Here is a 23581-nt window from a genome sequence, read left to right as displayed (position 1 = left end):
AGCACTGGGAGCTAAAGGTGAACGGTGCCCCATGCCTTGTACGGCGTCAATCAGCAGTCCGGTTTGTCGGCGGTGTAGCGCCGGGCCGGGTTCACCGCAGCGCCGAACTCGCGCAGCGCCTTGGCGCCGATCAGCAGCGGGTAGTTGAAGCTGCTGCGGTCGGTGAGGTTGACCTCCACCGTGCGCTTGACGTTGCCCAGGCACATTTCCAGCTCCACCACCGGGCGCTTGGCCACGCTGGTGTCTTCCTTGTCTTCATCTTCGTCGGCGCGGTTCTTGATCTTGCTGATGCGCGCCACTTTGTGTTCATAGACCTTGTTGCTCACATCCTTGCCACTGAGACGGAACCGCACCCAGTCCTCGCCATCGCGGGTGAAGGTCTGGATGTCGCGGGCCGACAGCGAGGCGGTCAGCGCGCCGGTGTCCATCTTGGCCTTGAAGGTCTCGCCGATTTCCGGCAACTGGATATATTCGTAGCGCCCGTACAGGGTTGGCTCGGCGGCCATCACGGGCAGGGCAACCACGGCTAACAGGGCAAGGAGGGATTTCACGTAGGAGGTTTCCTTGAAGGTAAGTAGGCCAATACTAGACTGCAAACACAGCCCGAAGTTGGATCGTTACCCAGCATACGCAACACAAAGTGAAACATTCGTCAGGTCATTTGCGATTTGGCCTCTAGACTCAAGCTGCTTATCATGGCCCGTCCAACCGTTTGCAAGAGTTCCTTATGCGCCGCCTGCTCACCGGCTGTTTCGTCACACTGCTGCTGTTACTCAACACGCTGATCCTGATCGGCCCGCTGATGGTCTTCGCCCTGCTCAAGTTGGTGGCGCCCGGGCGGTCACGGGACTATGCCTCCCGGGCCGTGATGTGGATTGCCGAGACCTGGGCCGAGATCGACAAGCTGATCTTTGCCCTGTGTATCCCCACCCAATGGGATATTCGCGGCGATACCGGGCTGAGGGTCGATACCTCGTACCTGGTGATCAGCAACCATCAATCCTGGGTGGATATCCCGGCGCTGATCCAGACCCTCAACCGGCGCACGCCATTTTTCAAATTCTTCCTGAAAAAGGAGCTGATCTGGGTGCCGTTCCTGGGCCTGGCCTGGTGGGCCCTGGATTACCCGTTCATGAAGCGCTACACCAAGGCATTCCTGGCCAAGCATCCGGAACTGGCGGGCCAGGACCTGAAGATCACCAAACAGGCCTGCGAGCTGTTCAAGCGCCAGCCGGTGACGGTGGTCAACTACCTGGAAGGCACGCGTTTTACCGAGGCCAAGCGGGCCCAGCAGAACTCACCGTTCACTCGCCTGCTCAAGCCCAAGGCCGGTGGCGTGGCATTTGTACTGGCGGCCATGGGCGAGCAGTTGGATGCGATCCTCGACGTGACCGTGGTCTATCCACAGGACAGGATTCCAGGATTCTGGGATTTGATCAGCGGCGCGGTGCCCCGGGTGATTGTTGATATCCGCACCCGCGAGCTGGATCCGGCGTTGTGGCAGGGGGATTACGAGAATGATCCGGCGTTTCGCCAGAGCGTCCAGAACTGGGTCAACCAGCTCTGGCTGGAGAAGGATGCGCGCCTTGATGAGCTTATCAGGTGACTCGTCGCAACCCGTGACGGCCACCTGGCAGGCTGGTTCATTTAAAACTTGATCGATGCCCCGGCACCGGCACTAAAACCCACACCGGCAACGCTCCCGGAGGCGTCCGCGCCGCCGGAAACACGACCCGTTTCCGAGTCAGGCTTATTGCCGTTGATCATTTCATCGTAAGACATGAACTTCATGCCTGCAGCCTTCTCGAACTCCTCCCTGGTCATCTTGCTGTAGTCGACCGGGGGTTTCCCAAATACCGGGAATGAATTGCGCGATATTGTTGATTCGCTCATTGGAAGATCTCCTTAAAGGGAACGACACCCGGCCTGGAGCCCGCTCGCTGGGGGAGGAGAAGGCCGAGTTCCAGGCGGGTGTAGATCAGTGGTTAGAGCCGACCGCTCAGTTCCCAGGACGACTTCACACCGAGGTGTTTTTCAGCTCCCCGCCCCCCAGATGCCGGCTAGCTTGCCCAGTACTGAACTGTCGGCACCCTGGCCACCCAGATACTGCAGGATCACCGGGGCAAACTGGCCGATCATGCCGCTGTCCATGCCCAAGGCGCTGAACGCAGTGTTCAGGTCGTTGGTGTCCTTGACGTTCCCCAACAGGCCATCGAGGCCGCTGGTCTTGCTGCCACCGGTTTGGCCGAGCATGCCGCTCAAGGCGCCAAGGCTGCCCAAAGCGTTGCCACCCGACAGCTTATCCAGGCCCGGCACGCTTTTGCCCAACTGCGAATAATCAGTGCTGCTGAGTTGGTTCTTGGCCAGGCCCAACATCGCACCGGTGCCACCGACGGCCTGCTCCGGGGTGACATTCAACTGTTTGGTCAACGCTCCCAGCAAACCTGCGGTTTGTGCGCTCGGCGCAGCGGCGGCGGCCTTGTTGGTGCCCTGGGCGCCAGCGACGGCGTTGGCCACATCACCCAGGCTGAAGCCTGCTGCAAATACCGGGCTGGCCGCCACGGTCAGGAGGCAGGACAGGGCAAAACCGCGTGAAATCTTCATCGAGACAACCTCGTAAATGTAGGAGCTAAAGCAGCCGTTTGACCCAGCATCCCACCGGTTGTTCCAGCTCACAGATTTGTTCAGAAAAGCCCCAAAAACCGACACCATCAAACTGCCACTAGGAACCCATCGCCAGCCACAGGGTCAATCAACACACTACAAAACTTGTCAGGAAGAGCCTTATGACTGCGTCCCAACCCCCAGTGATCGAGCACAAGCCCTCATTCTGGACCCGCCCGCGCCTGTTCATCGGCGTCTGCGTGGTGGTGGTTGCCGGTATCGGCGGCGCGCTCTATACCCAGGACAGCGTCAAGTCTGCAGCGACCCTGGTCAGCAGCACCCAACAGCCGGCGGCGCAAATCATGGCGCACAAGGATTACCTGGAAGTCCAGCCGATTGCGGCCACTGCGCCGGAACCGGACCGCAGCCTCGAACTGTGGGCCCTGCCTGCAGGCGGCACGCCGGTGTCTTTGGGCCTGTTGCCGGAGGATGGCAAAGGCATCATCGGCCTCAACCCACGTCAGCAGGAAACTATCAGCCAGCCGGTGGAATTGATGGTCAGTTCGGAAACCAAGGGTGGCTCGGTGAGCAAGCAGCCTACCGGCCCGATGGTGTACCAGGGTGCGCTGGCGATCCGCTGATCCCCAGACACCCAATCGCCAATGTGGGGGCCCAGCTCCCACAGCCCCCACATTGGCGAGTGGTTGTTGCTGTTAAGCCGCGCTGAACAGCTTGTGCGGATCAATCACAAACTTCTTCGGCACACCTGCATCGAACTCGCCATAACCACGCGGCGCGTCGTCCAGGCTGATCACCTGCACACCCACGATCTCCGCGATGTTAATGCGGTCCCACATGATCGCCTGCATCAACTGGCGGTTGTACTTCATCACCGGGGTCTGGCCGGTGTGGAAGCTGTGGGACTTGGCCCAGCCCAGACCGAAACGAATGCTCAGGCTGCCCATTTTTGCGGCGGCATCCACCGCCCCTGGATCTTCAGTGACGTACAGGCCGGGAATACCGATCTTGCCCGCCACACGCACCACGCCCATCAGTGAGTTGAGCACCGTGGCCGGGGCTTCGGCCTTGACGCCGTCATGGCCATGGCCGCGGGCTTCAAAGCCCACGCAGTCAACGGCGCTGTCCACTTCCGGCTCGCCAAGCAGCGCGGCGATTTGCTCGTGTAGCGGGGTGTCGGTGGACAGGTCGGCGATTTCAAAACCCTGGGCCTTGGCGTGGGCCAGGCGGATCGGGTTGACGTCACCGATGATCACCACCGCCGCCCCCAGCAAGCGTGCGGAAGCGGCAGCGGCCAGGCCTACGGGACCGGCGCCGGCGATGTACACGGTGCTGCCAGGGCCAACGCCCGCAGTGACCGCGCCGTGGTAGCCGGTGGGCAGGATGTCGGAGAGGCAGGTCAGGTCACGGATTTTCTCCATGGCCTTGTCGCGATCCGGCAGTTTCAGCAGGTTGAAGTCGGCGTAGGGCACCAGCACGTACTCGGCCTGGCCGCCGGTCCAGTCGCCCATGTCCACGTAGCCGTAGGCACCACCGGCACGGGCCGGGTTGACGGTCAGGCATACGCCGGTGTGTTGTTCCTTGCAGGAGCGGCAGCGGCCGCAAGCAACGTTGAACGGCACAGACACCAGGTCGCCGAGTTTCAGGTTCTCGACGTCGCTGCCCTTCTCGATCACCTCGCCGGTGATTTCGTGACCGAGCACCAGGCCGGTCTGGGCGGTGGTACGGCCGCGCACCATGTGTTGGTCGGAGCCGCAGATATTGGTGGAGACCACGCGCAGGATAACGCCGTGTTCAATCTTCCTGCCACGGGGGTCCTGCATTTTGGGATAGTCGATTTTCTGTACTTCGACCTGACCGTTGCCGAGATACACGACACCACGATTACCAGACATGCTTTCACCTCGCTGTTGTTTTTATGGAACTGCGTTGCCCCTTTGGATGGGCAGCGCGTTTGAGTGCTCGGGTTACAGATGCTGTTTTTGCGTTGTTTGTGAGGGCCTCATCGCGGGCAAGCCCGCTCCCACAGGGTTCACATATCACCCGGTGGGAGCTGGCTTGCCTGCGATGGCGTCAGTCAGAGCACCACCGTTCTATTGGCGTTCAAGAACACCCGTCGCTCAATGTGGTACCCCACCGCCCGCGCCAATGTCAGTCCCTCGATATCCCGCCCCTTGGCAATCAGGTCCTCGGGATAGTGGCTGTGATCCACCACTTCCACGCCCTGGGCGATGATCGGGCCTTCGTCCAGGTCGTTATTGATGTAATGCGCAGTGGCGCCAACCAACTTCACCCCTTTGTTGTATGCCTGGTGATACGGCTTGGCGCCCTTGAACCCCGGCAGCAACGAGTGATGGATATTGATCGCCTTGCCATCCAACTTGCGGCACAGCTCCGGCGACAGCACTTGCATGTAGCGCGCAAGGATCACCAGTTCGGCCCCCGTCTCTTCAATCACTTGCCACACCTGGCGCTCTTGGGACGGTTTGTCATTGGGGTCGAGGGGGAAATGGTAGTAAGGAATCTGGTGCCAGTCGGCCAATGGCTTGAGATCGGGGTGGTTGGACACCACTGCGACCACGTCCATCGACAATTGGCCGATGCGTTGGCGGTACAAAAGATCGTTGAGGCAGTGATCGGCCTTGGACACCATGATCACCACTTTTGGCCGGTAGTTCGGCGCCGTCAGCTCGAAGATCATGCCAAAGGCTTCGCCGCGGGTGGCCAGGCCATCGCGGAAACCTTGCTCGTCAAAGTCGTCGGGCTGGCGGAATTCCACGCGGATAAAAAAACGCCCGGAGAGGCGGTCATCGAACGAATGGTGCTCGGTGACGTAGCAGCCCTGCTCGAACAGATAGCGGGTGACCGCGTCCACCGTGCCGAGCACGCTGGGGCAGTCGGCGGTCAAAATCCATGTATCGGGTGCGCGGCTCATACTTGAATCCTCAGGCCTTTGTGGCGAGGGGGCTTGCCCCCGTTGGGCTGCGAAGCAGCCCTAAAATCAGCCACTCGGTTCTTTCAGAAAAACTGCAGTGACCTTACCGGGACCGCTGCGCGCTCCAACGGGGACAAGCCCCCTCGCCACAACAGCCCATCTGCTCAGGCTTGGACACTCAGGCCGTATTCGGCCGAGGCATCCTGCAGCCACAACCACCAATAGTCCGAGAAGCTGCGACGAATCAGCAGTTCCCAGGTGTCTTCAGCGGTATGGCGGATCACCAGTTGCGACTTGGCGAACACCGTGCCCACGGCCTTGCCCACCGGGAAGTTGTCGGGGTGCACGTCGTAACTGGTGGATTTCATCAGCACATCGCGTACGTTCGGGCCGCTCAGTTCGAGGATCTGCTGGCCGCCGCTGACGTTGACGATCTGGATATGCAAATCCCCCAGGGCCGCGCGCAGGTTTTGCTCGGCGGCAAATTCCTCACCGCTCGGCACGATCAGCAACCATTCATCCGGGCCGAGCCATTGCAGGCTGGTTTCACCTTTGACGATCACGCTCAGGGCACCCGGCAGTTCGATGCCCAGGGCCTTGTGCACGCCAGCGGCGAACGCGGCATCGTGGCCATCGCCGCGCAGGGTCAGGTGGCCGAGGAGTTTCTTTTCACGCACGATCACGCCGGCGTTCTTGCGCCCCTTGCCGACCAGGCTGGCGAGGTCGGCATGGTGCAGCGACGACTCGGCCTTGGCGCCGGTGGTGGGGCGTTGTTGGTACACATTGGCTGCGGTCATAAAGCACCTTTCTTGAATTCTGTTGTGCGGCTTCTGCCGCCATCGCGAGCAAGCTCGCTCCCACATTTCGGAATGCATTTCCCCAGTGGGAGCGGGCTTGCTCGCGAAGGCCGCACCTCGGTCTATCAGATGTTCTGGCGCTCGCCTTTCGGGTCAAAGAACACCGAAGACACAATCTCCGCTTCGATCACACTGCCATCCGCCTGCGGTGAGAACACCCGCTCGCCCATACGCTTCAAGCCGCCCTTGACCACCGCCATCGCAAACGAATAGCCGAGGGAGTTGTGCGCATAGCTGGAGGTCACGTGGCCGACCATCTTCATCGGGATGCTCTGCTTCGGATCGAACACCAGCTGCGCGCCCTCAGGCAGCCACACTTTCGGGTCAATCGGCTTCAGGCCCACCAGTTGCTTGCGCTCTTCACGCACGCAGTCTTCGCGGTTCATCCCGCGCCAGCCGATCCACGAGAACGGTTTGGTGCGGCCCACACACCAGCCCATGTTGAGGTCGTCCGGGGTCATCGAGCCGTCGGTGTCCTGGCCGACGATAATGAAGCCCTTCTCGGCCCGCAGTACGTGCATGGTCTCGGTGCCATACGGGGTCAGGTTGTACTGTTTGCCAGCCTCGACAATCTGTTCCAGCACGCCCATGGCGTAGTCGGCCTGCACGTTGACTTCATAGGACAGCTCACCGGTAAACGAGATGCGGAACACCCGCGCCGGCACGCCGCCCACCAAGCCTTCTTTCCAGGTCATGAACGGGAAGCCGTCCTTGTCCAGGTCGATATCGGTGACTTCGCTCAACAGCTTGCGGCTGTTGGGCCCGGACAAGGTCATGGTCGCCCAGTGGTCGGTGACCGAGGTGAAGTACACCTTGAGGTCCGGCCATTCGGTCTGCTGGTAGATTTCCAGCCACTGCAGCACGCGGGCGGCGCCGCCAGTGGTGGTGGTCATCAGGAAGTGGTTGTCGGCAAGGCAGGCGGTCACGCCGTCGTCGAAGACCATGCCGTCTTCCTTGCACATCAGGCCGTAGCGCGCCTTGCCCACGTCGAGCTTGGTCCAGGCGTTGCTGTAGATGCGGTTGAGGAACTCGCGGGCATCCGGGCCTTGAATGTCGATTTTGCCCAGAGTCGAAGCGTCCAGCAGGCCGACGCTGTCGCGCACGGCCAGGCATTCGCGCTTGACTGCCGCATGCAGGTCTTCACCGTTGCGCGGGAAGTACCACGGGCGTTTCCACTGGCCGACATCTTCAAACTCGGCGCCGTTTTTCACGTGCCAGGCTTGCAGCGCGGTGTAGCGCACCGGCTCGAAGATGTGCCCACAGTGCCGGCCCGCTACCGCGCCGAAGGTTACCGGCGTGTAGTTGGGGCGGAACATGGTGGTGCCCATCTGCGGGATGGTCACGTTCAGCGAGCGGGCCGCGATGGCCAGGCCGTTGACGTTGCCCAGCTTGCCCTGGTCGGTGCCGAAGCCCAGCGCGGTGTAGCGCTTGACGTGCTCCACCGACTCGAACCCTTCGCGGGTCGCCAGTTCGATGGCGGCGGCGGTGACGTCGTTCTGCAGGTCGACAAATTGCTTGGGCGCCCGTGCAGTGGCTTTTTCGTGAGGCACCTGGAACAGGGCCAGGGTCGGCTCTTCCAGGCGCGTCAGGGCCTTGGGCAGCGTACCTTCCACCGGAGCAAACCCGGCCTCGCTGGCCGCGCGCACGCCGCCTTCAAAGCCATCGGCCAGGGAATCACCCAAGCCGTAGACACCGTTGATCCCCCCCACGCACACACGTTTCTGCGGCGCTTCGCCCGGTACAAAACCGAGGATATCTTCACGCCAGGTCGGCTTGCCGCCCAGGTGCGAAGCCAAGTGCACCACCGGGCTATAGCCGCCGGAGCTGGCCACCAGGTCGCAGTCCAGCCACTCGCCGGGGCTGGTGACCTTATGTGCTTTGACGTCGATGGCGGCCACACGGGCGCCGGTCACATGCTTACTGCCACGGGCTTCGATCACGGCACTGCCGGTGAGGATGCGAATGCCTTTGGCGCGCGCTTCTTCCACCAGCGCGCCGCGTGGGTTGTGGCGTGCATCGGCCACCGCGACCACGGTGAGGCCAGCGTCGAACCAATCCAGCGCCACACGGTAAGCGTGATCGTTGTTGGTCGACAGCAGCAGTTTTTTACCCGGCGCCACGCCGTAACGGCGCACGTAGGTCGAAACTGCACCGGCGAGCATATTGCCCGGCACATCGTTGTTGCCGTACACCAGTGGACGCTCACACGCGCCGGTCGCCAGCACCACACGCTTGGCACGCACACGGTGAATACGCTGGCGCACCACGCCAATCGGCGCACGGTCACCGAGGTGATCGGTGAGGCGCTCATGGATGGTCAGGAAGTTATGGTCGTGATAACCATTGACGGTAGCGCGAGGCAGCAGCACCACGTCTGGCAGGGCCTTGAGCTCGGCGATCACACTGGCGACCCATTCGGTCGCCGGCTTGCCGTCGAGGTTTTCGCGCGAATCGAGCAACGACCCGCCGAACTCTTCCTGCTCATCAGCGATGATCACCCGCGCGCCACTGCGCGCAGCGGCCAGGGCCGCTGCCAGGCCGGCAGGGCCGGCGCCGACGATCAGCACGTCGCAATGGCGGTTCATGTAGTCGTAGGTGTCCGGATCGTTCTCGGTCGGCGAGCGACCAAGCCCGGCGGCCTTGCGGATGTACTTCTCGTAGGTCATCCAGAACGATTGCGGGTACATGAAGGTTTTGTAGTAGAAACCCGGCGGCATCAGCTTGCCGCCGACCTTGCCGAGTATGCCCATCATGTCGTTGTTCACGCTCGGCCAGCCGTTGGTGCTGGTGGCGACCAGGCCCTGGTACAGCGCCTGTTGCGTGGCGCGCACGTTAGGGATCTGCGTGGCTTCGGTGGCACCGATCTGCAGCACCGCGTTCGGCTCTTCGGCGCCGGCGGCGAAGATGCCGCGCGGGCGCGAGTACTTGAAGCTGCGGCCGATGATATCCACACCATTGGCCAGCAAGGCGGCAGCCAGGGTGTCGCCTTCAAAGCCTTTGTAGCTCTGGCCGTTGAAGGTAAACGTCAGGACTTTATTACGGTCGATGCGGCCACCGTTGGACAGGCGATTGATCTGGCTCATACCTTCTCTCCAGAAGCCTTGGCGGTGAATTGCGGCTGGGTACCGATCTTGTAGGTTTCAAGAATTTCGTAGGTCAGGGTGTCGCGGGTCGCGTTGAAGTACTGGCGGCAACCGGCGGCATGGATCCACAGTTCGTGGTGCAGGCCACGGGGGTTATCGCGGAAGAACATGTAGTCGCCCCACTCTTCATCGGTGCAGGCATTCGGGTCCAGCGGGCGCGGGATATGCGCTTGGCCGGAGGCGTGGAATTCCTCTTCGGAGCGCAGTTCGCCACAGTGAGGACAGAAGATATGCAACATAGGGAATTTCTCCTGTTAGTGGGCGACGGCCGCAGCGCCGTGTTCGTCGATCAGCGCACCGTTGTGGAAACGGTCGATGGAGAAAGGTGCCGCCAGCGGGTGCATCTCACCCTTGGCCAGGCTCGCGGCAAACACGTTGCCTGAACCGGGGGTGGCCTTGAAGCCACCGGTGCCCCAGCCGCAGTTGAAAAACATGTTCGGTACCGGGGTCTTGGAGATGATCGGGCAGGCGTCCGGCGTGGTGTCGACGATGCCGCCCCACTGACGGTTCATGCGCACCCGCGACAGCACCGGGAACATCTCGACGATGGCCTGGATGGTGTGCTCGATCACCGGGTACGAGCCGCGCTGGCCGTAGCCGTTGTAGCCGTCGATACCGGCGCCGATCACCAGGTCGCCCTTGTCGGACTGGCTGATGTACCCGTGCACGGCGTTGGACATGATCACGCTGTCGATAATCGGCTTGATCGGCTCCGACACCAACGCTTGCAGCGGGTGGGATTCAATCGGCAGGCGGAACCCGGCCAGCGAGGCCATGTGCCCGGAGTTACCGGCTGTGACCACCCCGACGCGCTTGGCGCCGATAAAGCCCTTGTTGGTTTCCACGCCGATGCACACGCCGTTTTCCTTGCGGAAACCGATGACTTCGGTCTGCTGGATCAGGTCCACGCCCAAGGCATCGGCAGCACGGGCAAAGCCCCACGCCACAGCATCGTGACGGGCCACGCCGCCGCGCCGTTGCACGGTGGCACCCAGTACCGGGTAGCGGGTGTTTTTCGAGCAATCGAGGTACGGAATCTCGTCCGCGACCTGCTTGGCATTCAGCAGCTCACCGTCCACGCCGTTGAGGCGGTTGGCGCTCACGCGACGCTCGGAATCACGGATGTCCTGCAGGGTGTGGCACAGGTTGTAGACGCCACGCTGGGAGAACATCACGTTGTAGTTCAGGTCCTGGGACAAACCTTCCCAGAGCTTCATCGCATGCTCATAGAGATGCGCCGACTCGTCCCACAGGTAGTTGGAACGCACAATGGTGGTGTTGCGTGCGGTGTTACCGCCGCCCAGCCAGCCTTTCTCGACCACGGCCACATTGGTGATGCCGTGCTCCTTGGCCAGGTAGTAAGCGGTGGCCAGACCATGCCCGCCGCCGCCGACGATGACCACGTCGTAGACCTTTTTCGGGGTCGGCGTGCGCCACATCTTCTGCCAGTTTTCGTGATGGCTGAGGGAGTGCTTGAAGAGGCCGAAGCCTGAGTAGCGTTGCATAGGCATTACTCCAAAACCGCGCTCAGCGATAAACCGGGAAATCAGCGCACAGCGCAGACACGTGCTTGGCCACATTGGCCTCGACATCGGCGTCACCGAGGTTGTCGAGGATGTCGCAGATCCAGCCCGCCAGCTCCACGCATTGCGTCACCTTGAAACCACGGGTGGTCACCGCCGGGGTGCCGATACGCAGGCCCGAAGTCACGAACGGCGACTGCGGGTCATTGGGCACGGCGTTCTTGTTGACGGTGATGTGGGCGCGACCGAGGGCGGCGTCTGCGTCCTTGCCGGTCAGGCCCTGGCGGATCAGGCTGACCAGGAACAGGTGGTTATCGGTGCCGCCGGACACTACATCGTAGCCGCGTTTGATAAACACGCTGGCCATGGCCTGGGCGTTGTCGATCACCTGCTGTTGATACGCTTTGAAGCCTGGCTCCATTGCCTCCTTGAAGCACACCGCCTTGCCCGCGATCACATGCATCAATGGGCCGCCCTGGGCGCCGGGGAATACAGCGGAGTTGAGTTTTTTCTCAATCTCTTCATTGGACTTGGCCAGGATCAAGCCGCCACGCGGGCCGCGCAAGGTTTTGTGGGTGGTGGTGGTGACCACATCGGCGTAAGGCAGCGGGTTCGGGTACAGACCCGCAGCCACCAGGCCGGCGACGTGAGCCATGTCAACGAACAGCAGCGCACCGACCTTGTCGGCGATGGCGCGAAAACGCGGGAAGTCCAGGGTCTTGGAATAGGCGGAGAAGCCGGCAACGATCATCTTCGGCTTGTGTTCCACGGCCAGGCGCTCGACTTCGTCGTAGTCGATCAGCCCGGTGTCGGTATTGATGCCGTACTGCACCGCGTTGTACAGCTTGCCCGAGGACGACACCTTGGCGCCGTGGGTCAGGTGACCGCCGTGGGCCAGGCTCATGCCGAGGATGGTGTCACCGGCATTGATCAGCGCCAGGTACACCGCACTGTTGGCGGACGAACCGGAGTGCGGCTGCACGTTGGCGTAATCGGCGCCGAACAGTTGCTTGGCGCGCTCGATGGCCAGGGCCTCGACTTTATCCACATGCTCGCAGCCGCCGTAGTAGCGCTTGCCAGGGTAGCCTTCGGCGTATTTGTTGGTCAGGCCGCTGCCCTGGGCCTGCATCACACGCTTGCTGGTGTAGTTCTCCGACGCGATCAGCTCGATATGATCTTCCTGGCGCTGCTCCTCGGCATTCATGGCCGCCAGCAGTGCGTCGTCATATCCCTGGATCTGGTCTTGTTTGCTGAACATCGCGTCTCTCCCAGCCTTTCGTATTGTTGAGGCCCGTGCAGGGCCCTTTGATGCGATGGTAGGGCTGGCGCAGGCAGGTCAAATGCCTACGCACGCCACGCAAAGGTGCGTTTACGACATGGCCAGAACAACACTGAACAAATCTGGGAGCGGGCTTGCTCGCGAATGCGGTGTGTCAGGCAGCACATGCATTGGCTGGGCCACCGCATTCGCGAGCAAGCCCGCTCCCACAGGGGCTATGTGATGACCTTTCGAAGGAGTAGCAGCAGTAAGAAATGCGCGGGATAAAGTGCATACGCCCAGCGGCGCATGGCCGGGGGCGAGGCGCCTTGGGCATGTCGCAACAAGACCAATCCGGCCAATGGCGCAATCAGGCAGGTGGCCAACCCGAGCATCGCGACGAGATTGCCGCTATTGAGTAAGACCTGCCATTGATTGGCAGCTACACACACCAACCCCGGCAACACGCTGAAATACCAGGGGCGACTAAACACCAACAACATCGCCAGCGGCAGCAATACACCAAAAAAGCCGAACATCAGTTGCGCCGAGAACACAGCGCCGGCCAGCAGGGCAATCAGCGCCAATCCGCGGTCAAAAAGCGTCTTTTGCTGCCATCCTCGGGCAACTAGCAAACCCAGCGCCAGGGTCGGCAGCACATTCAATGTATCGGCATTGTCGATAAACAGCCGATACGGCACCTCGCTGATCACGCTGAACAGCAGCAGCCACCCCAGGTAACGCCATTGCCCGGTGACGGGTGCATCACGGACCCGCTGCAAATTGGCCGCAATCGCCAGGCAAAACCACGGGAACGCCAGGCGCCCCGGCACGTACAGGCCATCGAGGCTTAAACCGACATAGCGCAAGTGGTCCAGCACCATGCTCAATAGCGCCAGCCATTTGAGCAGGTCCAGCGCGCCATCGCGCTCGCGCTGTAAAGGAATCGTTTCAGTACCGTGCATAATTCCCCAGAGACTTTGCATTAACAGTGCGTGCGCGCGCCGGATATTCTTGGTTAAAGTGCGCACCAACATCGACCACAGGAACGGGCCATGACCGACAAGAGCCAACAATTTGCCAGTGACAACTATTCCGGTATCTGCCCGGAAGCCTGGGCCGCCATGGAGCTCGCCAACCAGGGCCATCAACGCGCCTATGGCGATGATGAATGGACCCACCGCGCCGCCGACGGCTTCCGCAAACTGTTCGAAACCGACTGTGAAGTGTTCTTCGCCTTCAACGGAACAGCGGCCAACTCCCTGGCCCTGTCTTCCTTGTGCCAGAGCTACCATAGCGTGATTTGCTCGGAAACCGCCCACGTCGAGACCGACGAATGCGGCGCGCCGGAGTTTTTCTCCAACGGCTCCAAGCTGCTCACCGCGCGCACCGAAAACGGCAAGCTGACCCCCGAATCCATCCGCGAGATCGCCCTCAAGCGCCAGGACATCCACTACCCCAAGCCCCGCGTCGTGACCCTGACCCAGGCCACCGAAGTGGGCAGCGTGTACACCCCGGATGAAATCCGCGCCATCAGCGCCACCTGCAAGGAGCTGGGGCTGAACCTGCACATGGACGGCGCACGCTTCTCCAACGCCTGCGCCTTCCTCGGCTGCTCGCCTGCCGACCTGACCTGGAAAGCCGGTGTGGATGTGCTGTGTTTTGGCGGCACCAAAAACGGCATGGCGGTGGGTGAAGCGATCCTGTTCTTCAACCACAAGCTGGCGGAAGACTTCGATTACCGCTGCAAACAGGCCGGCCAACTGGCGTCGAAAATGCGCTTCCTTTCCGCCCCTTGGGTCGGCCTGCTGGAAAACGACGCCTGGCTCAAACATGCACGCCACGCCAACCACTGCGCCCAGTTGCTCAGCAGCCTGGTAGCGGATATTCCCGGCGTGGAATTGATGTTCCCGGTGCAGGCCAACGGCGTGTTCCTGCAACTCTCGGAACCGGCCATCGCGGCGCTGACGGCCAAGGGCTGGCGCTTCTACACCTTCATCGGCAAGGGCGGTGCGCGCTTCATGTGTGCGTGGGATACCGAGGAAGATCGGGTGCGTGAACTGGCAGCGGATATTCGTGAGGTGATGGGCGCCTGATCTCATCCGGCTTGCCGGTGTGGGCCTGATACTGGCGGAATGCCGAGACTATTTTTTGATATTTCTGACAGCACCCAGCCTGCTCTTCATGGGCTAGCCTCTTGGAACCCGCAAGGAAAGACCACTGCACAGGCCACCTTGCGGGCCACACTGCCTGCCGAACTATCGGCCGGAAACGGAAATCCAGCAGAGGACTGCACCATGGAAAATCAAACCTTCGGCAACATCCTGCAAAGCGATACCCAACTCTCGACCACCCTCGTCGGCTGGGATGAATTCCGCAAACTGGCGAAGGTCGGTGACATCATCCAGGAACCTGGCCAGACCTTGAGAATCACCGAAAAAGTCTTCGAACCGACAGCTTCAGGCGAGCAATTCGCGATTCATATCTACGCCCGCTAACTTCCTGACCGTTCCCACGCTCTGCGTGGGAACGCCTCCCAGGACGCTCTGCGCCCCCTCAAGGATGAGCCTATGGGTAGAAGCCGCTACGTCATCACCGAACCCGAAAAACCACACTTCCTGACATGTACCGTCATGGAGTGGCTACCACTGTTCACCCGTGACTACCTCGTCAGTCATCTTCTGGATTGTTGGCGATATCAACAAAACCACCACGCCCTCAACCTTTATGGCTACGTCGTCCTGGAAAACCACCTGCACTTCGTCGCTCAGGCGCCTGACCTGAGCAAATGCGTCAGCCAATTCAAATCCTTCACCGCTCGAACCATCATCGATGACCTGCACAGCAAAGGCGCTGAACGGGTATTACAACGTCTGCGCTTTTGCAGACGTGCACACAAGGTAGATCGGGTGTATCAACTCTGGCAGGAAGGCTCACATGCCGAGTTGGTATACAGCGAGGCGGTGATGCGCCAGAAGCTTGATTACATCCACCACAACCCAGTGAAGCGGGGTTATGTGGACCTTGCTGAACACTGGAGGTACTCCAGTGCTCGCAACTATTTGGGCATGGAGGGGTTGATCGACATCCAGCGCTGGTATTGAAGATCGTTCCCACGCTCTGCGTGGGAACGCAGCCTGTGACGCTCCGCGTCACATCGCACGCAAGGGACGCGGAGCGTCCCGGGAGGCATTCCCACGCGGAGCGTGGGAACGATCAGGGGGGGTATTAGAACTCGATCCGCACATCGCCCTTCGGCACGCTGCAGCACGACAGGATGTAGCCTTCGGCTTCGTCTTCCTCGGTAATCCCGCCGTTGTGCTCCATCTCCACTTCCCCACCCAGTTTCATCACCTTGCATGTGCCGCATATGCCCATGCCGCAGGCCTTGGGAATCAGCAGGCCCAGCTTGGCAGCTGCCGCATGCACGGTTTCCCCGGGTGCCACACGAATGCTTTTGCCTGACGAGATAAATTCCACCTGGTGCAGATCCGCCAGGTCGATTTCCGGCGCATCGGCGGCCTGTTCGGCTTGTTCCACAGCATCGGCCCGCGCCTCCGGTGGCGTGGCGCCGAAGGATTCCTCGTGGTAACGGCTCATGTCGAAGCCATTGGCTTCCAGCAGGCGCTTGACCGCGTTCATATAGGGCGTAGGGCCGCAGCAGAACACTTCGCGCTCAAGGAAGTCCGGCACCATCAGTTCGAGCATTTTCTGGTTGAGGTAACCCCGATAACCGGCCCACGGCTCGCCCAGGCCGTGCTTCTCACAGATCAGGTGCAGGCTGAAGTTGTCGATGCGCGACGCCATATGCTCCAGCTCGCGGTGGTAGATGATGTCTTTCGGCGAGCGGGCACTGTGCACAAACACCATGTCGACATTGGCGTTGGTGTCGTAATACCAGCGCGCCATGGACATCACCGGGGTGATCCCCACGCCGCCGCTGAGGTACAGCACCTTGGGGTTGCTGAAGTCGATGGCATTGAACAGCCCGACCGGCCCGTGTACCGCCAGCTCCTGGCCTTCGTGCAGGGTGTCGTGCAACCAGTTGGAGACCTTGCCACCCGGCACGCGCTTGATCGTCACCGAGAAGCTGTAGGGCACCGATGGCGAGCTGGAAATGGTGTACGAGCGCATGATCGGCTGGCCGTCGATCTCCAGCTCCAGGGTGACGAACTGCCCCGGCTTGAAAAAGAACAGGATCGGCTGGTCGGCCATAAAGCAGAAGGTGCGCACATCCCAGGTTTCCTGGATGACTTTGACGCAACGGACGATGTGCCGACCATTGGCCCAGGTCTGGGTGGTGACAGGATTCAGGAAGCTGTTGGACATGCTGTTCTCCACGGCCGTAGTTCGGCTTGATGCTGGCGATTCTGCGTAACGCCGCGACCTGCCATTTACCTATCTGCGACATTCGCATACTTATCGCGACCAGCCCCCATACCACTGGGGTTGCGCGTCGGGAACAGAGTGGGCCATGTCGTTAATGGATAAGGTTGCGGGCAGCACCGGGCCCACACTCGCAGCCAACAACGACGCTTTCTTTACGCCTTGCTGCAAACCTGATCAGCCACTTATCGCGGCCACACAGAATGGCCTTGAGGACACACATAATGGACGTCACCGCAACCTTGAGCTTGGGCGATCCGCTGGAACCCGCACGCAAGGCCACCGCGCAAATGCTGCAAGAGCGCGAGCGCACTTTTTCGCTGCCCCAGCCGTTTTACTCTGACCAGCGGCTGTTCGATATCGACATGCAGGAGATCTTCCAGAAGGAATGGTTGATCGCCGGCATGACCTGCGAAATCCCGGCCAAGGGCAACTACCTGACCCTGCAGATCGGCAAGAACCCGATCATCGTGATTCGTGGCGCCGAAGGCGTGGTGCATGCCTTCCACAACGTCTGCCGCCATCGCGGCTCGCGCCTGTGCACTAGCGACAAGGGCAAGGTCGCCAAACTGGTGTGCCATTACCACCAGTGGACCTACGAACTGGACGGGCGCCTGCTGTTCGCCGGCACCGAGATGGGCGCCGACTTCGACATGAAGCAGTATGGCCTCAAACCGGTGAACGTGAAGACCGCCGGCGGCTACATCTTTATCAGCCTGGCCGAGAACCCGCCGGCCATTGATGACTTTTTGTCGACGCTGAACCATTACATGGAACCCTACGACATGGAAAACACCAAGGTGGCGATCCAGACCACCTTGTTCGAAAAAGCCAACTGGAAACTGGTGCTGGAAAACAACCGCGAGTGCTACCACTGCAACGCCTCCCACCCCGAGTTGCTGAAAACCCTGCTGGAATGGGACGACGTCACCGACCCACGGGCTGACCAGGCGTTCAAGGACCACGTCGCCGCTTCAGCCGCCGCCTGGGACGCCGAGAAGATCCCTTACGCCCACGCCAGCTTCGGCTTGCGTAACCGCATCGTGCGCATGCCGCTGCTCAAGGGCACAGTGTCGATGACCCTGGATGGCAAGCAGGGCTGCAAGAAACTGATGGGCCGCATCAAGAACCCCGACCTCGGCTCGATGCGCATCCTGCACCTGCCGCACTCGTGGAACCACTGCATGGGCGATCACATCATCGTCTTCACGGTATGGCCGATCAGCGCCCAGGAAACCATGGTCACCACCAAGTGGCTGGTGCACAAGGACGCTGTGGAAGGGGTGGACTACGACGTCGAGCGCATGCGCCAAGTGTGGGACGCGACCAACGACCAGGACCGGCGCCTGGCCGAAGAGAACCAGCGCGGAATCAACTCCACCGCTTACCAGCCGGGGCCGTACTCCAAGACCTATGAGTTTGGCGTGGTGAACTTTGTGGACTGGTACAGCGAGCGCATGCTGAACAACCTGGGGGCGGCACCGGCGCCGTACCTCAAAGGTGTCGCCGCACACGAGTAACTGACGTACCAGAGATCAAAAATGTGGGAGCAAGTCTGCTCCCACATTTGGATACTCATCTGTTCATAAATTGACCATCACTGCTCCAGCCCGCTACTACCCTGCCCTCCAGCCATCGCCCAACAACTTATCCACAAACCCACCCACAGCAATTGTGGGCAACTGCCCTGTTCCCTTGAAATAAAACCAAGAAAATCCGTGACTTATTCAAAGCAGCAGGTTTTATCCAACATTGATCAGTTTTTAACCAGAAGCTCACAAACCACGTTCTATATGGCCTGCAGAGGAACGCAAACACCTTATCCACAGAAGCGCCAACAGACTTTGGGGGCAACTTTGCCCCTTCTGTGGAAAACCGCCTGCAACCGAGCAAAATCGAGGCTTTACGCGCGTAGATCGGTTGAAACAGCGATATTGATCATTTTTCAACCAACTTACTACAAGCCTTTATCCCTATGGCTTACAGCGGATAGCGAACATCTTATCCACAGAAGCACCAACAGACTTTGGGGGCAACTCTGAACCAGACTATTTCCTTATCCACAGAAAAAGCCGAGCAAAAACCGTCGCTTAGGTTGGTTGTTTTTCGTACAGAGGGCTGCAGGGCTTGATTTCACTGGGGTGTGGACAACCGCGAACAGGTTATCCACAGGTGAACCAACAGGGATTGTGGGTAACCCCCAGTCGAGGGCTACGGGTACTGCATCAAGTAAGCTTTGCCGGTGACACCTAGCATCGGGTGCGGGGTTATCTGGCAACTGTCGACAATCCGAAAGCCATGGCGCTCATAGAACCTCAGGGCACCGGTATTGGCCGCATAGTCAATCAGGCTCAAGCCGATAAGCCCAAGATGCTCGGCCCGCTGTCGGGCATGGGCGAGAAATTGCACGCCCAAGCCTTGGCCGCGCCAACCTTCGTGCAGCGCCAGGCTGGAAATATAAAGGGTATCGGGGATCTCCAGGTCCGCGTAGGGAGCAAGGACTGGATCGGTAACCGGCTCTGCATCCGGATCATGGCGCATGACATAACTGTGCATCATGCCCACCACCACGCCCTCTGATTCGGCGATCAGGCAATTTTCATAAGAGAAATCCACACCCGAGCGCGCATAACGGCTGGCGCCAACGTCCAGGAGTTCCTGGCCTGGCTCCGCGAGCTGGCTCCAGATATAGGCCGCGGCTCCTTCTGAAGAGATCAGGAACAGACGCGCTATATCGCGGGCATCGGCGGGCACTGCCGCGCGGAATTTGACGGGCATAGGTCTGGATCCTTTGGCTGAAAATTTATTTATTTAAGCTCACACCCAGGCACTGGCAAAGGCTGGCATCGCGGTATGTATGTGCGATTATTTCAGCCCTAGCGAACCACACCCTCCTCAATCAGCAGCTTGAGAATTGCCTCAGCGCCCGCCTCAGGGCTTACCCCCTTCAGCACCTGCCCACCTCCGCCGCTGGCCTTGGCCGTGGCGGCCTTCATGCGGTCGGCGCCGCTCTTGGCCTTGATCACCTTGAGCCGCTTGGGCCGAGGCTTGGCCGGTTGCAGCACGGCGCCTGTGAATAACTCATCGTCCACCACCGCCACGTCGTGCTCCTGCAGCACGCCACGCTGGGCCGGGCCGTAGGCGCTTTGCCGCGGCTTGGGCCCGGCGTTATCCACCGTGGCCAGAAACGGCAGGCGCACTTTCAGACGTCGCCGCTGACCACGAGGCAGCGCTTGCAGTACCTGGGCTACGCCGCTGTCGATGGACTCCACCTGAGCCAGGCCGACAATCAGCGGCCAGCCCAGTTGCTCGGCCAGCAGGAACGGCAACATCCCCGAGCCCTCGCCCGTTTCGGCCTGGCTGCCGGTAAGCACAACCTGCGCACCAGTGTCCCGCAGATAGTCGCCGAGCACTGGCAGGGCATCGGCGCCGGCCGGTTGTTCCAGCACGTGTAACTGCGCCAGCCCCATGCCCAGGTAAGCACGCAGGGTCGGCTCGGCGATATCGCCGGCATGCAGCACTTGCAGGTTATCCCCAGCCAGTTGCAACCCCAGCTCGACGGCACGCGCATCCTGTTCGGCGCGGCGCGGCCGGCCGGAGGTCGGGTGGGCGCCTATGGATACCAGGCTGATTACATGGGTGGTCATGGCCATATCCTTTGTTTAAGCCGCATCGCGCTTGGCGCCGTTACGGTGGGCCTGGACCGCAGCAATCAAGGCCCGGAGAATGTCGCCGCTGTCGCCGATCACCGACAGGTCGGCGCGCTTGATCATGTCGCAACCCGGATCGAGGTTGATCGCCACCACCTTGTCGCAGGCACCGATGCCTTGCAGGTGCTGGATCGCCCCGGAAATCCCGACCGCCACATACACCCGGGCGGTGACCCAGATACCACTGGCACCCACCTGGCGATCACGAGCCATGAAGCCATCATCCACCGCCACCCGCGACGCACCTTCGGTAGCGCCCAGGGCCGCGGCCGTCTGATGGAACAAGTCCCAGTCCTTGACCCCATTGCCACCGGAGAAAATAAACTCGGCCTCGGCCATGGGAATCGCACCGGGATCCACTGCCACCGCCCCCAGATCCTCGATACGCGGCAAGCTGCGCGCCAGGGCTGTGGATAACTCCACCGGCAACACTTCATGGCGCGTTTCGCTGACTGGATCGGCACATTCCACCGCAGCGAGGATCAGCCGTGGCAGCGGGCGCGCGAGGTCTTCCTGGCCCGCGCCGGCACGGCCGATGCACTCATTACCCTTGATCTGCCACACCCGGGTGGCCGGGCGCTCCTTGAGGCTCGCGGCAAAGCGCCGCCCCAGTTCACCCCCGCCACTGCGGCTGTCGGGCAGCAGCCAATGACGCGGGCGGAACTGGTTATCCACAGCCCGCAGGCCATGGACCCGCTGCTCCGGTGAATAACCCTCGAATTCGTGGCCGTCGAGCACCAGCAGGCGATCCACTCCGGCCGTGTCGAAGGCACTTTCCTTATGTTCGCCAAACACCACCGCCAGCACCGCACCGTCGCTGCCGGCCAGTTGCCGCGCCAGGCCCAGCAAGTCGCGGTCGTGGCTGCTCAGGCGGCCGCCGACCATGTCCGGCACCACGTTGATGTAAAACACCGGGGCTGGCACCTGGTGCAGCGGCAACTGCACTTGCGCCGCGGCCGTACGTTTGGTCGCACCGCTCTGCTGGGCGCCGCTGCGGTCGATCCGCTTGATGCCGTTGGGGCCGATAAAACCGATGCCATGCACATTTTTACGGATGATGCCGTTAGGCCCCATCCAGCTGTGCTGCTCCGGTTGCATCGCCGCATGCAGCGGGTGCAAGCGGTTGCGGGCGATCCATTCGGCCCGTGGGTCGCGGCGGATAATGTCGCTCATCAGTGGACCTCCGCTGGCACACGTGTGTTCTTGGCCGGTGCGGCCTCTTCGAGCAAGGCATCCGCCACCAACTCGGCAATGTCCTTGATCAGTGGGCGGGGCTCGACCACCCCTTCGAGCATCGCCGTGCACTGTGGACAACCCACGGCCACCAGCTCGGCGCCGGTCTCGCGGATGTCTTCCATACGCATGTCGGGGATGCGCTGCTTGCCGGGAATATCAGTGATCGGCGCGCCGCCACCGCCACCGCAGCAACGGGAACGGAAACCCGAACGTTGCATCTCCTTGACCTCAATCCCCAGTGCCCGCAGCACTTGGCGCGGGGCCTCGTACTCACCGTTATAGCGCCCCAGGTAGCACGGGTCGTGGTAGGTCACGCTGCTGCTCTTGTGCTGGCCCAGGTTCAGCAGGCCTGCGTCGATCAGCTCGGCCATGTAGGTGCTGTGGTGCTGCACCTGGTAGTTGCCGTCGAAGGCGCCGTATTCGTTTTTCAACACATGGAAGCTATGGGGATCGCAGGTCACGATGCGCTGGAAGCGGTACTTGGCCAGGGTCTGGATATTGCGCGCGGCCAGCAATTGGAACGTCGCCTCATCGCCCAGACGCCGGGCCACGTCGCCGCTGTCGCGCTCCTCCAGGCCCAGTACGGCGAAGTCGACCTTGGCCGCTTTCAGCACTTTGACGAAGGCGCGCAAAGTGCGTTGGTTGCGCATGTCGAAGGCGCCGTCGCCGACCCAGAACAGCACGTCGGTGGTTTGCTTGTCGCCGAGCAATGGCAGGTTCAAATCCGCCGCCCAGTTCATCCGCCCACCCGGGGCGAATCCGCCGGGGTTGTCGGTGGCGATCAGGTTCTCCAGGACTTCGGCGCCCTTGTTCGGCGTGGCACCTTTTTCCAGGGTCAGGTGGCGGCGCATATCAACGATGGCGTCTACGTGCTCGATCATCATCGGGCACTCTTCGACGCAGGCGCGGCAGGTGGTACACGACCACAATGTCTCGGCGTCCACCAGGCCATTGACGATCGGTTGGTGCGGATTGCCGCCGTGTTCGCCCACGGGCTTGCCGGGATACGGGCTGCCGGCGAACTTGGCATCAGTGCCGCCGGCCAGGCCGACCACCATGTCCTGGATCAGCTTTTTCGGGTTCAGCGGCTGGCCGGCGGCGAAGGCCGGGCAAGCGGCTTCGCACTTGCCGCACTGCACACAGGCGTCAAAACCCAGTAGTTGGTTCCAGGTGAAATCCTTGGGTTTTTCCACGCCCAGGGGCGCGTTCTTGTCGGCCAGGTCCAGCGGCTTCAAGCCGGTGGAGCGGCCACCGCCAAAGCGTTCGGCGCGGCGGTGCCAGGCCAGGTGCAGGGCGCCGGCAAAGGCGTGTTTCATTGGCCCGCCCCAGGTCATGCCGAAGAACATTTCCGACACGCCCCACAGCACGCCCACACCGAGCAGCGCGGCCAACAGCCAGCCACCGAAGTCGGCAGGCAGGAGCCCGGCCACCGGCAACGTCACCAGGAAGAAGCTCACCGAGAACGCCATCAGGCTTTTCGGCAGGCGCATCCACGGGCCTTTGGACAGCCGCGACGGCGGGTTGCGCCGGCGCAGATAGACGAAGGTGGCGCCGACAAACATCAGCACCGATGCCAGCAGCAAGGCGTAGCCGAGGATACGGTTATGCAGGCCGAAGCCGTGCACCAGGATCGCCAGCAACGCCGACAGCACAAAGCCCAGGGCCGTGGCGACGTGGGTGTTGGCGATGTATTTGTCGCGGGCGACCACGTGGTGCAGGTCGACCATATAGCGCTTGGGCATGGCCAGCAGGCCACCCAGCAGGTCGACCTTGGCGGCACGGCCACGGCGCCACATATTCACCCGGCGCAGGGCGCCGAGGACGGCGAGGCCCATCGCTGCGAACAAAAGAACAGGAAGCAAGGTGTTCAACATGGTGAAGCTCCCACAGACCACACAGGTCTAATGTGGG

General features: G+C 61.4%; 22 protein-coding genes. 6 read left to right on the top strand and 16 right to left on the bottom strand.

Annotation, left to right across the window (positions count from 1 at the left end; genetic code table 11):
- Nucleotides 1-50 precede the first annotated feature (50 nt).
- Complete coding sequence (locus HBR93_RS08710; RefSeq protein WP_057440275.1) at nucleotides 51-551, bottom strand: ATP-dependent zinc protease; 501 nt, start codon at nucleotides 549-551, stop codon at nucleotides 51-53.
- Nucleotides 552-727: 176 nt separating this feature from the next.
- On the opposite strand from HBR93_RS08710, the gene HBR93_RS08705 reads away from it, so the two are divergent.
- The gene (locus HBR93_RS08705; protein WP_057960827.1) at nucleotides 728-1606 is read left to right on the top strand and encodes an acyltransferase; all 879 of its coding nucleotides are present in this window, start codon (nucleotides 728-730) and stop codon (nucleotides 1604-1606) included.
- Nucleotides 1607-1647: 41 nt separating this feature from the next.
- On the opposite strand, the gene HBR93_RS08700 is transcribed toward HBR93_RS08705, so the two are convergent.
- Nucleotides 1648-1893, bottom strand: coding sequence for a hypothetical protein (locus tag HBR93_RS08700; RefSeq protein WP_057960828.1), 246 nt, complete (start codon nucleotides 1891-1893; stop codon nucleotides 1648-1650).
- A 141-nt stretch (nucleotides 1894-2034) separates the two neighbouring features.
- Complete coding sequence (locus HBR93_RS08695) at nucleotides 2035-2604, bottom strand: DUF2780 domain-containing protein (RefSeq protein ID WP_115129163.1); 570 nt, start codon at nucleotides 2602-2604, stop codon at nucleotides 2035-2037.
- Nucleotides 2605-2786: 182 nt separating this feature from the next.
- On the opposite strand from HBR93_RS08695, the gene HBR93_RS08690 reads away from it, so the two are divergent.
- Nucleotides 2787-3245: an anti-sigma factor gene (locus HBR93_RS08690; protein WP_057440273.1), complete on the top strand. Its 459-nt coding sequence runs from the start codon at nucleotides 2787-2789 to the stop codon at nucleotides 3243-3245.
- A 72-nt stretch (nucleotides 3246-3317) separates the two neighbouring features.
- Here HBR93_RS08690 and fdhA read toward each other — a convergent pair whose 3' ends face one another.
- The 8 genes from fdhA to HBR93_RS08650 all read right to left on the bottom strand — a co-directional run bounded on the left by fdhA (nucleotide 3318) and on the right by HBR93_RS08650 (nucleotide 13303).
- Nucleotides 3318-4517 (bottom strand): formaldehyde dehydrogenase, glutathione-independent, encoded by a 1200-nt coding sequence (fdhA, locus tag HBR93_RS08685; protein ID WP_032858631.1) that lies wholly within the window; start codon nucleotides 4515-4517, stop codon nucleotides 3318-3320.
- A 182-nt stretch (nucleotides 4518-4699) separates the two neighbouring features.
- Entirely contained in the window at nucleotides 4700-5557 is an 858-nt protein-coding gene (gene purU, locus HBR93_RS08680) for a formyltetrahydrofolate deformylase (protein ID WP_057960830.1), read from the bottom strand.
- A 164-nt stretch (nucleotides 5558-5721) separates the two neighbouring features.
- Complete coding sequence (gene soxG / locus HBR93_RS08675) at nucleotides 5722-6354, bottom strand: sarcosine oxidase subunit gamma family protein (protein ID WP_057440271.1); 633 nt, start codon at nucleotides 6352-6354, stop codon at nucleotides 5722-5724.
- 125 nt (nucleotides 6355-6479) lie between these two features.
- Complete coding sequence (locus tag HBR93_RS08670) at nucleotides 6480-9497, bottom strand: sarcosine oxidase subunit alpha (RefSeq protein ID WP_120734260.1); 3018 nt, start codon at nucleotides 9495-9497, stop codon at nucleotides 6480-6482.
- A complete protein-coding gene (locus tag HBR93_RS08665; RefSeq protein ID WP_057440270.1) occupies nucleotides 9494-9796 on the bottom strand; it encodes a sarcosine oxidase subunit delta in 303 nt (100 codons plus the stop codon). The genes HBR93_RS08670 and HBR93_RS08665 overlap by 4 nt, the downstream gene beginning before the upstream one ends.
- 15 nt (nucleotides 9797-9811) lie before the next feature.
- A complete protein-coding gene (locus tag HBR93_RS08660; protein WP_010207084.1) occupies nucleotides 9812-11062 on the bottom strand; it encodes a sarcosine oxidase subunit beta in 1251 nt (416 codons plus the stop codon).
- 22 nt (nucleotides 11063-11084) lie between these two features.
- A complete protein-coding gene (locus HBR93_RS08655) occupies nucleotides 11085-12338 on the bottom strand; it encodes a serine hydroxymethyltransferase (protein WP_057440269.1) in 1254 nt (417 codons plus the stop codon).
- Between the two features lie 236 nt (nucleotides 12339-12574).
- On the bottom strand, nucleotides 12575-13303 hold the full coding sequence (locus HBR93_RS08650) for a TraX family protein (protein ID WP_057960832.1): 729 nt from the start codon (nucleotides 13301-13303) through the stop codon (nucleotides 12575-12577).
- Between the two features lie 90 nt (nucleotides 13304-13393).
- Here HBR93_RS08650 and HBR93_RS08645 point away from each other — a divergent pair, with 90 nt between their 5' ends.
- From HBR93_RS08645 to HBR93_RS08635, 3 genes are all read left to right on the top strand, one after another.
- Entirely contained in the window at nucleotides 13394-14434 is a 1041-nt protein-coding gene (locus tag HBR93_RS08645) for a low specificity L-threonine aldolase (protein WP_057960833.1), read from the top strand.
- A gap of 201 nt (nucleotides 14435-14635) precedes the next feature.
- Nucleotides 14636-14836, top strand: coding sequence for a hypothetical protein (locus tag HBR93_RS08640; protein WP_057960834.1), 201 nt, complete (start codon nucleotides 14636-14638; stop codon nucleotides 14834-14836).
- A gap of 72 nt (nucleotides 14837-14908) precedes the next feature.
- Nucleotides 14909-15442 carry a transposase gene (locus HBR93_RS08635; RefSeq protein ID WP_120734262.1) on the top strand — a complete coding sequence of 178 codons (534 nt, stop codon included), beginning with the start codon at nucleotides 14909-14911 and terminating at the stop codon, nucleotides 15440-15442.
- A 124-nt stretch (nucleotides 15443-15566) separates the two neighbouring features.
- Here HBR93_RS08635 and gbcB read toward each other — a convergent pair whose 3' ends face one another.
- Nucleotides 15567-16667, bottom strand: a complete 1101-nt coding sequence (gbcB, locus tag HBR93_RS08630; protein ID WP_057440266.1) for a glycine-betaine demethylase subunit GbcB — start codon at nucleotides 16665-16667, stop codon at nucleotides 15567-15569.
- A gap of 281 nt (nucleotides 16668-16948) precedes the next feature.
- Between gbcB and gbcA the strand changes: the two genes are divergently transcribed.
- Nucleotides 16949-18244, top strand: a complete 1296-nt coding sequence (gene gbcA / locus HBR93_RS08625; protein WP_057440265.1) for a glycine-betaine demethylase subunit GbcA — start codon at nucleotides 16949-16951, stop codon at nucleotides 18242-18244.
- 691 nt (nucleotides 18245-18935) lie between these two features.
- On the opposite strand, the gene HBR93_RS08620 is transcribed toward gbcA, so the two are convergent.
- The 4 genes from HBR93_RS08620 to dgcB all read right to left on the bottom strand — a co-directional run bounded on the left by HBR93_RS08620 (nucleotide 18936) and on the right by dgcB (nucleotide 23544).
- Nucleotides 18936-19502 (bottom strand): GNAT family N-acetyltransferase, encoded by a 567-nt coding sequence (locus tag HBR93_RS08620; RefSeq protein ID WP_169960133.1) that lies wholly within the window; start codon nucleotides 19500-19502, stop codon nucleotides 18936-18938.
- Nucleotides 19503-19600: 98 nt separating this feature from the next.
- Entirely contained in the window at nucleotides 19601-20371 is a 771-nt protein-coding gene (locus HBR93_RS08615; RefSeq protein ID WP_057440263.1) for an electron transfer flavoprotein subunit beta, read from the bottom strand.
- 15 nt (nucleotides 20372-20386) lie between these two features.
- Nucleotides 20387-21607 (bottom strand): electron transfer flavoprotein subunit alpha/FixB family protein, encoded by a 1221-nt coding sequence (locus HBR93_RS08610; protein WP_169960132.1) that lies wholly within the window; start codon nucleotides 21605-21607, stop codon nucleotides 20387-20389.
- Complete coding sequence (gene dgcB, locus HBR93_RS08605) at nucleotides 21607-23544, bottom strand: dimethylglycine demethylation protein DgcB (RefSeq protein ID WP_169960131.1); 1938 nt, start codon at nucleotides 23542-23544, stop codon at nucleotides 21607-21609. Before dgcB ends, HBR93_RS08610 begins: the two co-directional genes overlap by 1 nt.
- Nucleotides 23545-23581 lie beyond the last annotated feature (37 nt).

The sequence above is a fragment of the Pseudomonas sp. WS 5411 genome (genome assembly GCF_012985595.1).
Taxonomy (GTDB): Bacteria; Pseudomonadota; Gammaproteobacteria; order Pseudomonadales; family Pseudomonadaceae; genus Aquipseudomonas; species Aquipseudomonas shahriarae.
Note: the sequence above shows the minus strand (reverse complement) of the source record. Positions and strands in the feature narration are given on the sequence as shown.

Coding starts and splice junctions, on each gene's coding strand:
- HBR93_RS08690 (WP_057440273.1), top strand. CDS start 2,787: ATGACTGCGTCCCAACCCCCAGTGATCGAGCACAAGCCCTCATTCTGG.
- HBR93_RS08660 (WP_010207084.1), bottom strand. CDS start 11,062: ATGCAACGCTACTCAGGCTTCGGCCTCTTCAAGCACTCCCTCAGCCAT.
- HBR93_RS08665 (WP_057440270.1), bottom strand. CDS start 9,796: ATGTTGCATATCTTCTGTCCTCACTGTGGCGAACTGCGCTCCGAAGAG.
- HBR93_RS08620 (WP_169960133.1), bottom strand. CDS start 19,502: ATGCCCGTCAAATTCCGCGCGGCAGTGCCCGCCGATGCCCGCGATATA.
- gbcA (WP_057440265.1), top strand. CDS start 16,949: ATGGACGTCACCGCAACCTTGAGCTTGGGCGATCCGCTGGAACCCGCA.
- fdhA (WP_032858631.1), bottom strand. CDS start 4,517: ATGTCTGGTAATCGTGGTGTCGTGTATCTCGGCAACGGTCAGGTCGAA.
- HBR93_RS08635 (WP_120734262.1), top strand. CDS start 14,909: ATGGGTAGAAGCCGCTACGTCATCACCGAACCCGAAAAACCACACTTC.
- soxG (WP_057440271.1), bottom strand. CDS start 6,354: ATGACCGCAGCCAATGTGTACCAACAACGCCCCACCACCGGCGCCAAG.
- HBR93_RS08650 (WP_057960832.1), bottom strand. CDS start 13,303: ATGCACGGTACTGAAACGATTCCTTTACAGCGCGAGCGCGATGGCGCG.
- HBR93_RS08610 (WP_169960132.1), bottom strand. CDS start 21,607: ATGAGCGACATTATCCGCCGCGACCCACGGGCCGAATGGATCGCCCGC.
- HBR93_RS08615 (WP_057440263.1), bottom strand. CDS start 20,371: ATGACCACCCATGTAATCAGCCTGGTATCCATAGGCGCCCACCCGACC.
- HBR93_RS08695 (WP_115129163.1), bottom strand. CDS start 2,604: ATGAAGATTTCACGCGGTTTTGCCCTGTCCTGCCTCCTGACCGTGGCG.
- dgcB (WP_169960131.1), bottom strand. CDS start 23,544: ATGTTGAACACCTTGCTTCCTGTTCTTTTGTTCGCAGCGATGGGCCTC.
- HBR93_RS08705 (WP_057960827.1), top strand. CDS start 728: ATGCGCCGCCTGCTCACCGGCTGTTTCGTCACACTGCTGCTGTTACTC.
- HBR93_RS08700 (WP_057960828.1), bottom strand. CDS start 1,893: ATGAGCGAATCAACAATATCGCGCAATTCATTCCCGGTATTTGGGAAA.
- HBR93_RS08640 (WP_057960834.1), top strand. CDS start 14,636: ATGGAAAATCAAACCTTCGGCAACATCCTGCAAAGCGATACCCAACTC.
- purU (WP_057960830.1), bottom strand. CDS start 5,557: ATGAGCCGCGCACCCGATACATGGATTTTGACCGCCGACTGCCCCAGC.
- gbcB (WP_057440266.1), bottom strand. CDS start 16,667: ATGTCCAACAGCTTCCTGAATCCTGTCACCACCCAGACCTGGGCCAAT.
- HBR93_RS08645 (WP_057960833.1), top strand. CDS start 13,394: ATGACCGACAAGAGCCAACAATTTGCCAGTGACAACTATTCCGGTATC.
- HBR93_RS08655 (WP_057440269.1), bottom strand. CDS start 12,338: ATGTTCAGCAAACAAGACCAGATCCAGGGATATGACGACGCACTGCTG.
- HBR93_RS08670 (WP_120734260.1), bottom strand. CDS start 9,497: ATGAGCCAGATCAATCGCCTGTCCAACGGTGGCCGCATCGACCGTAAT.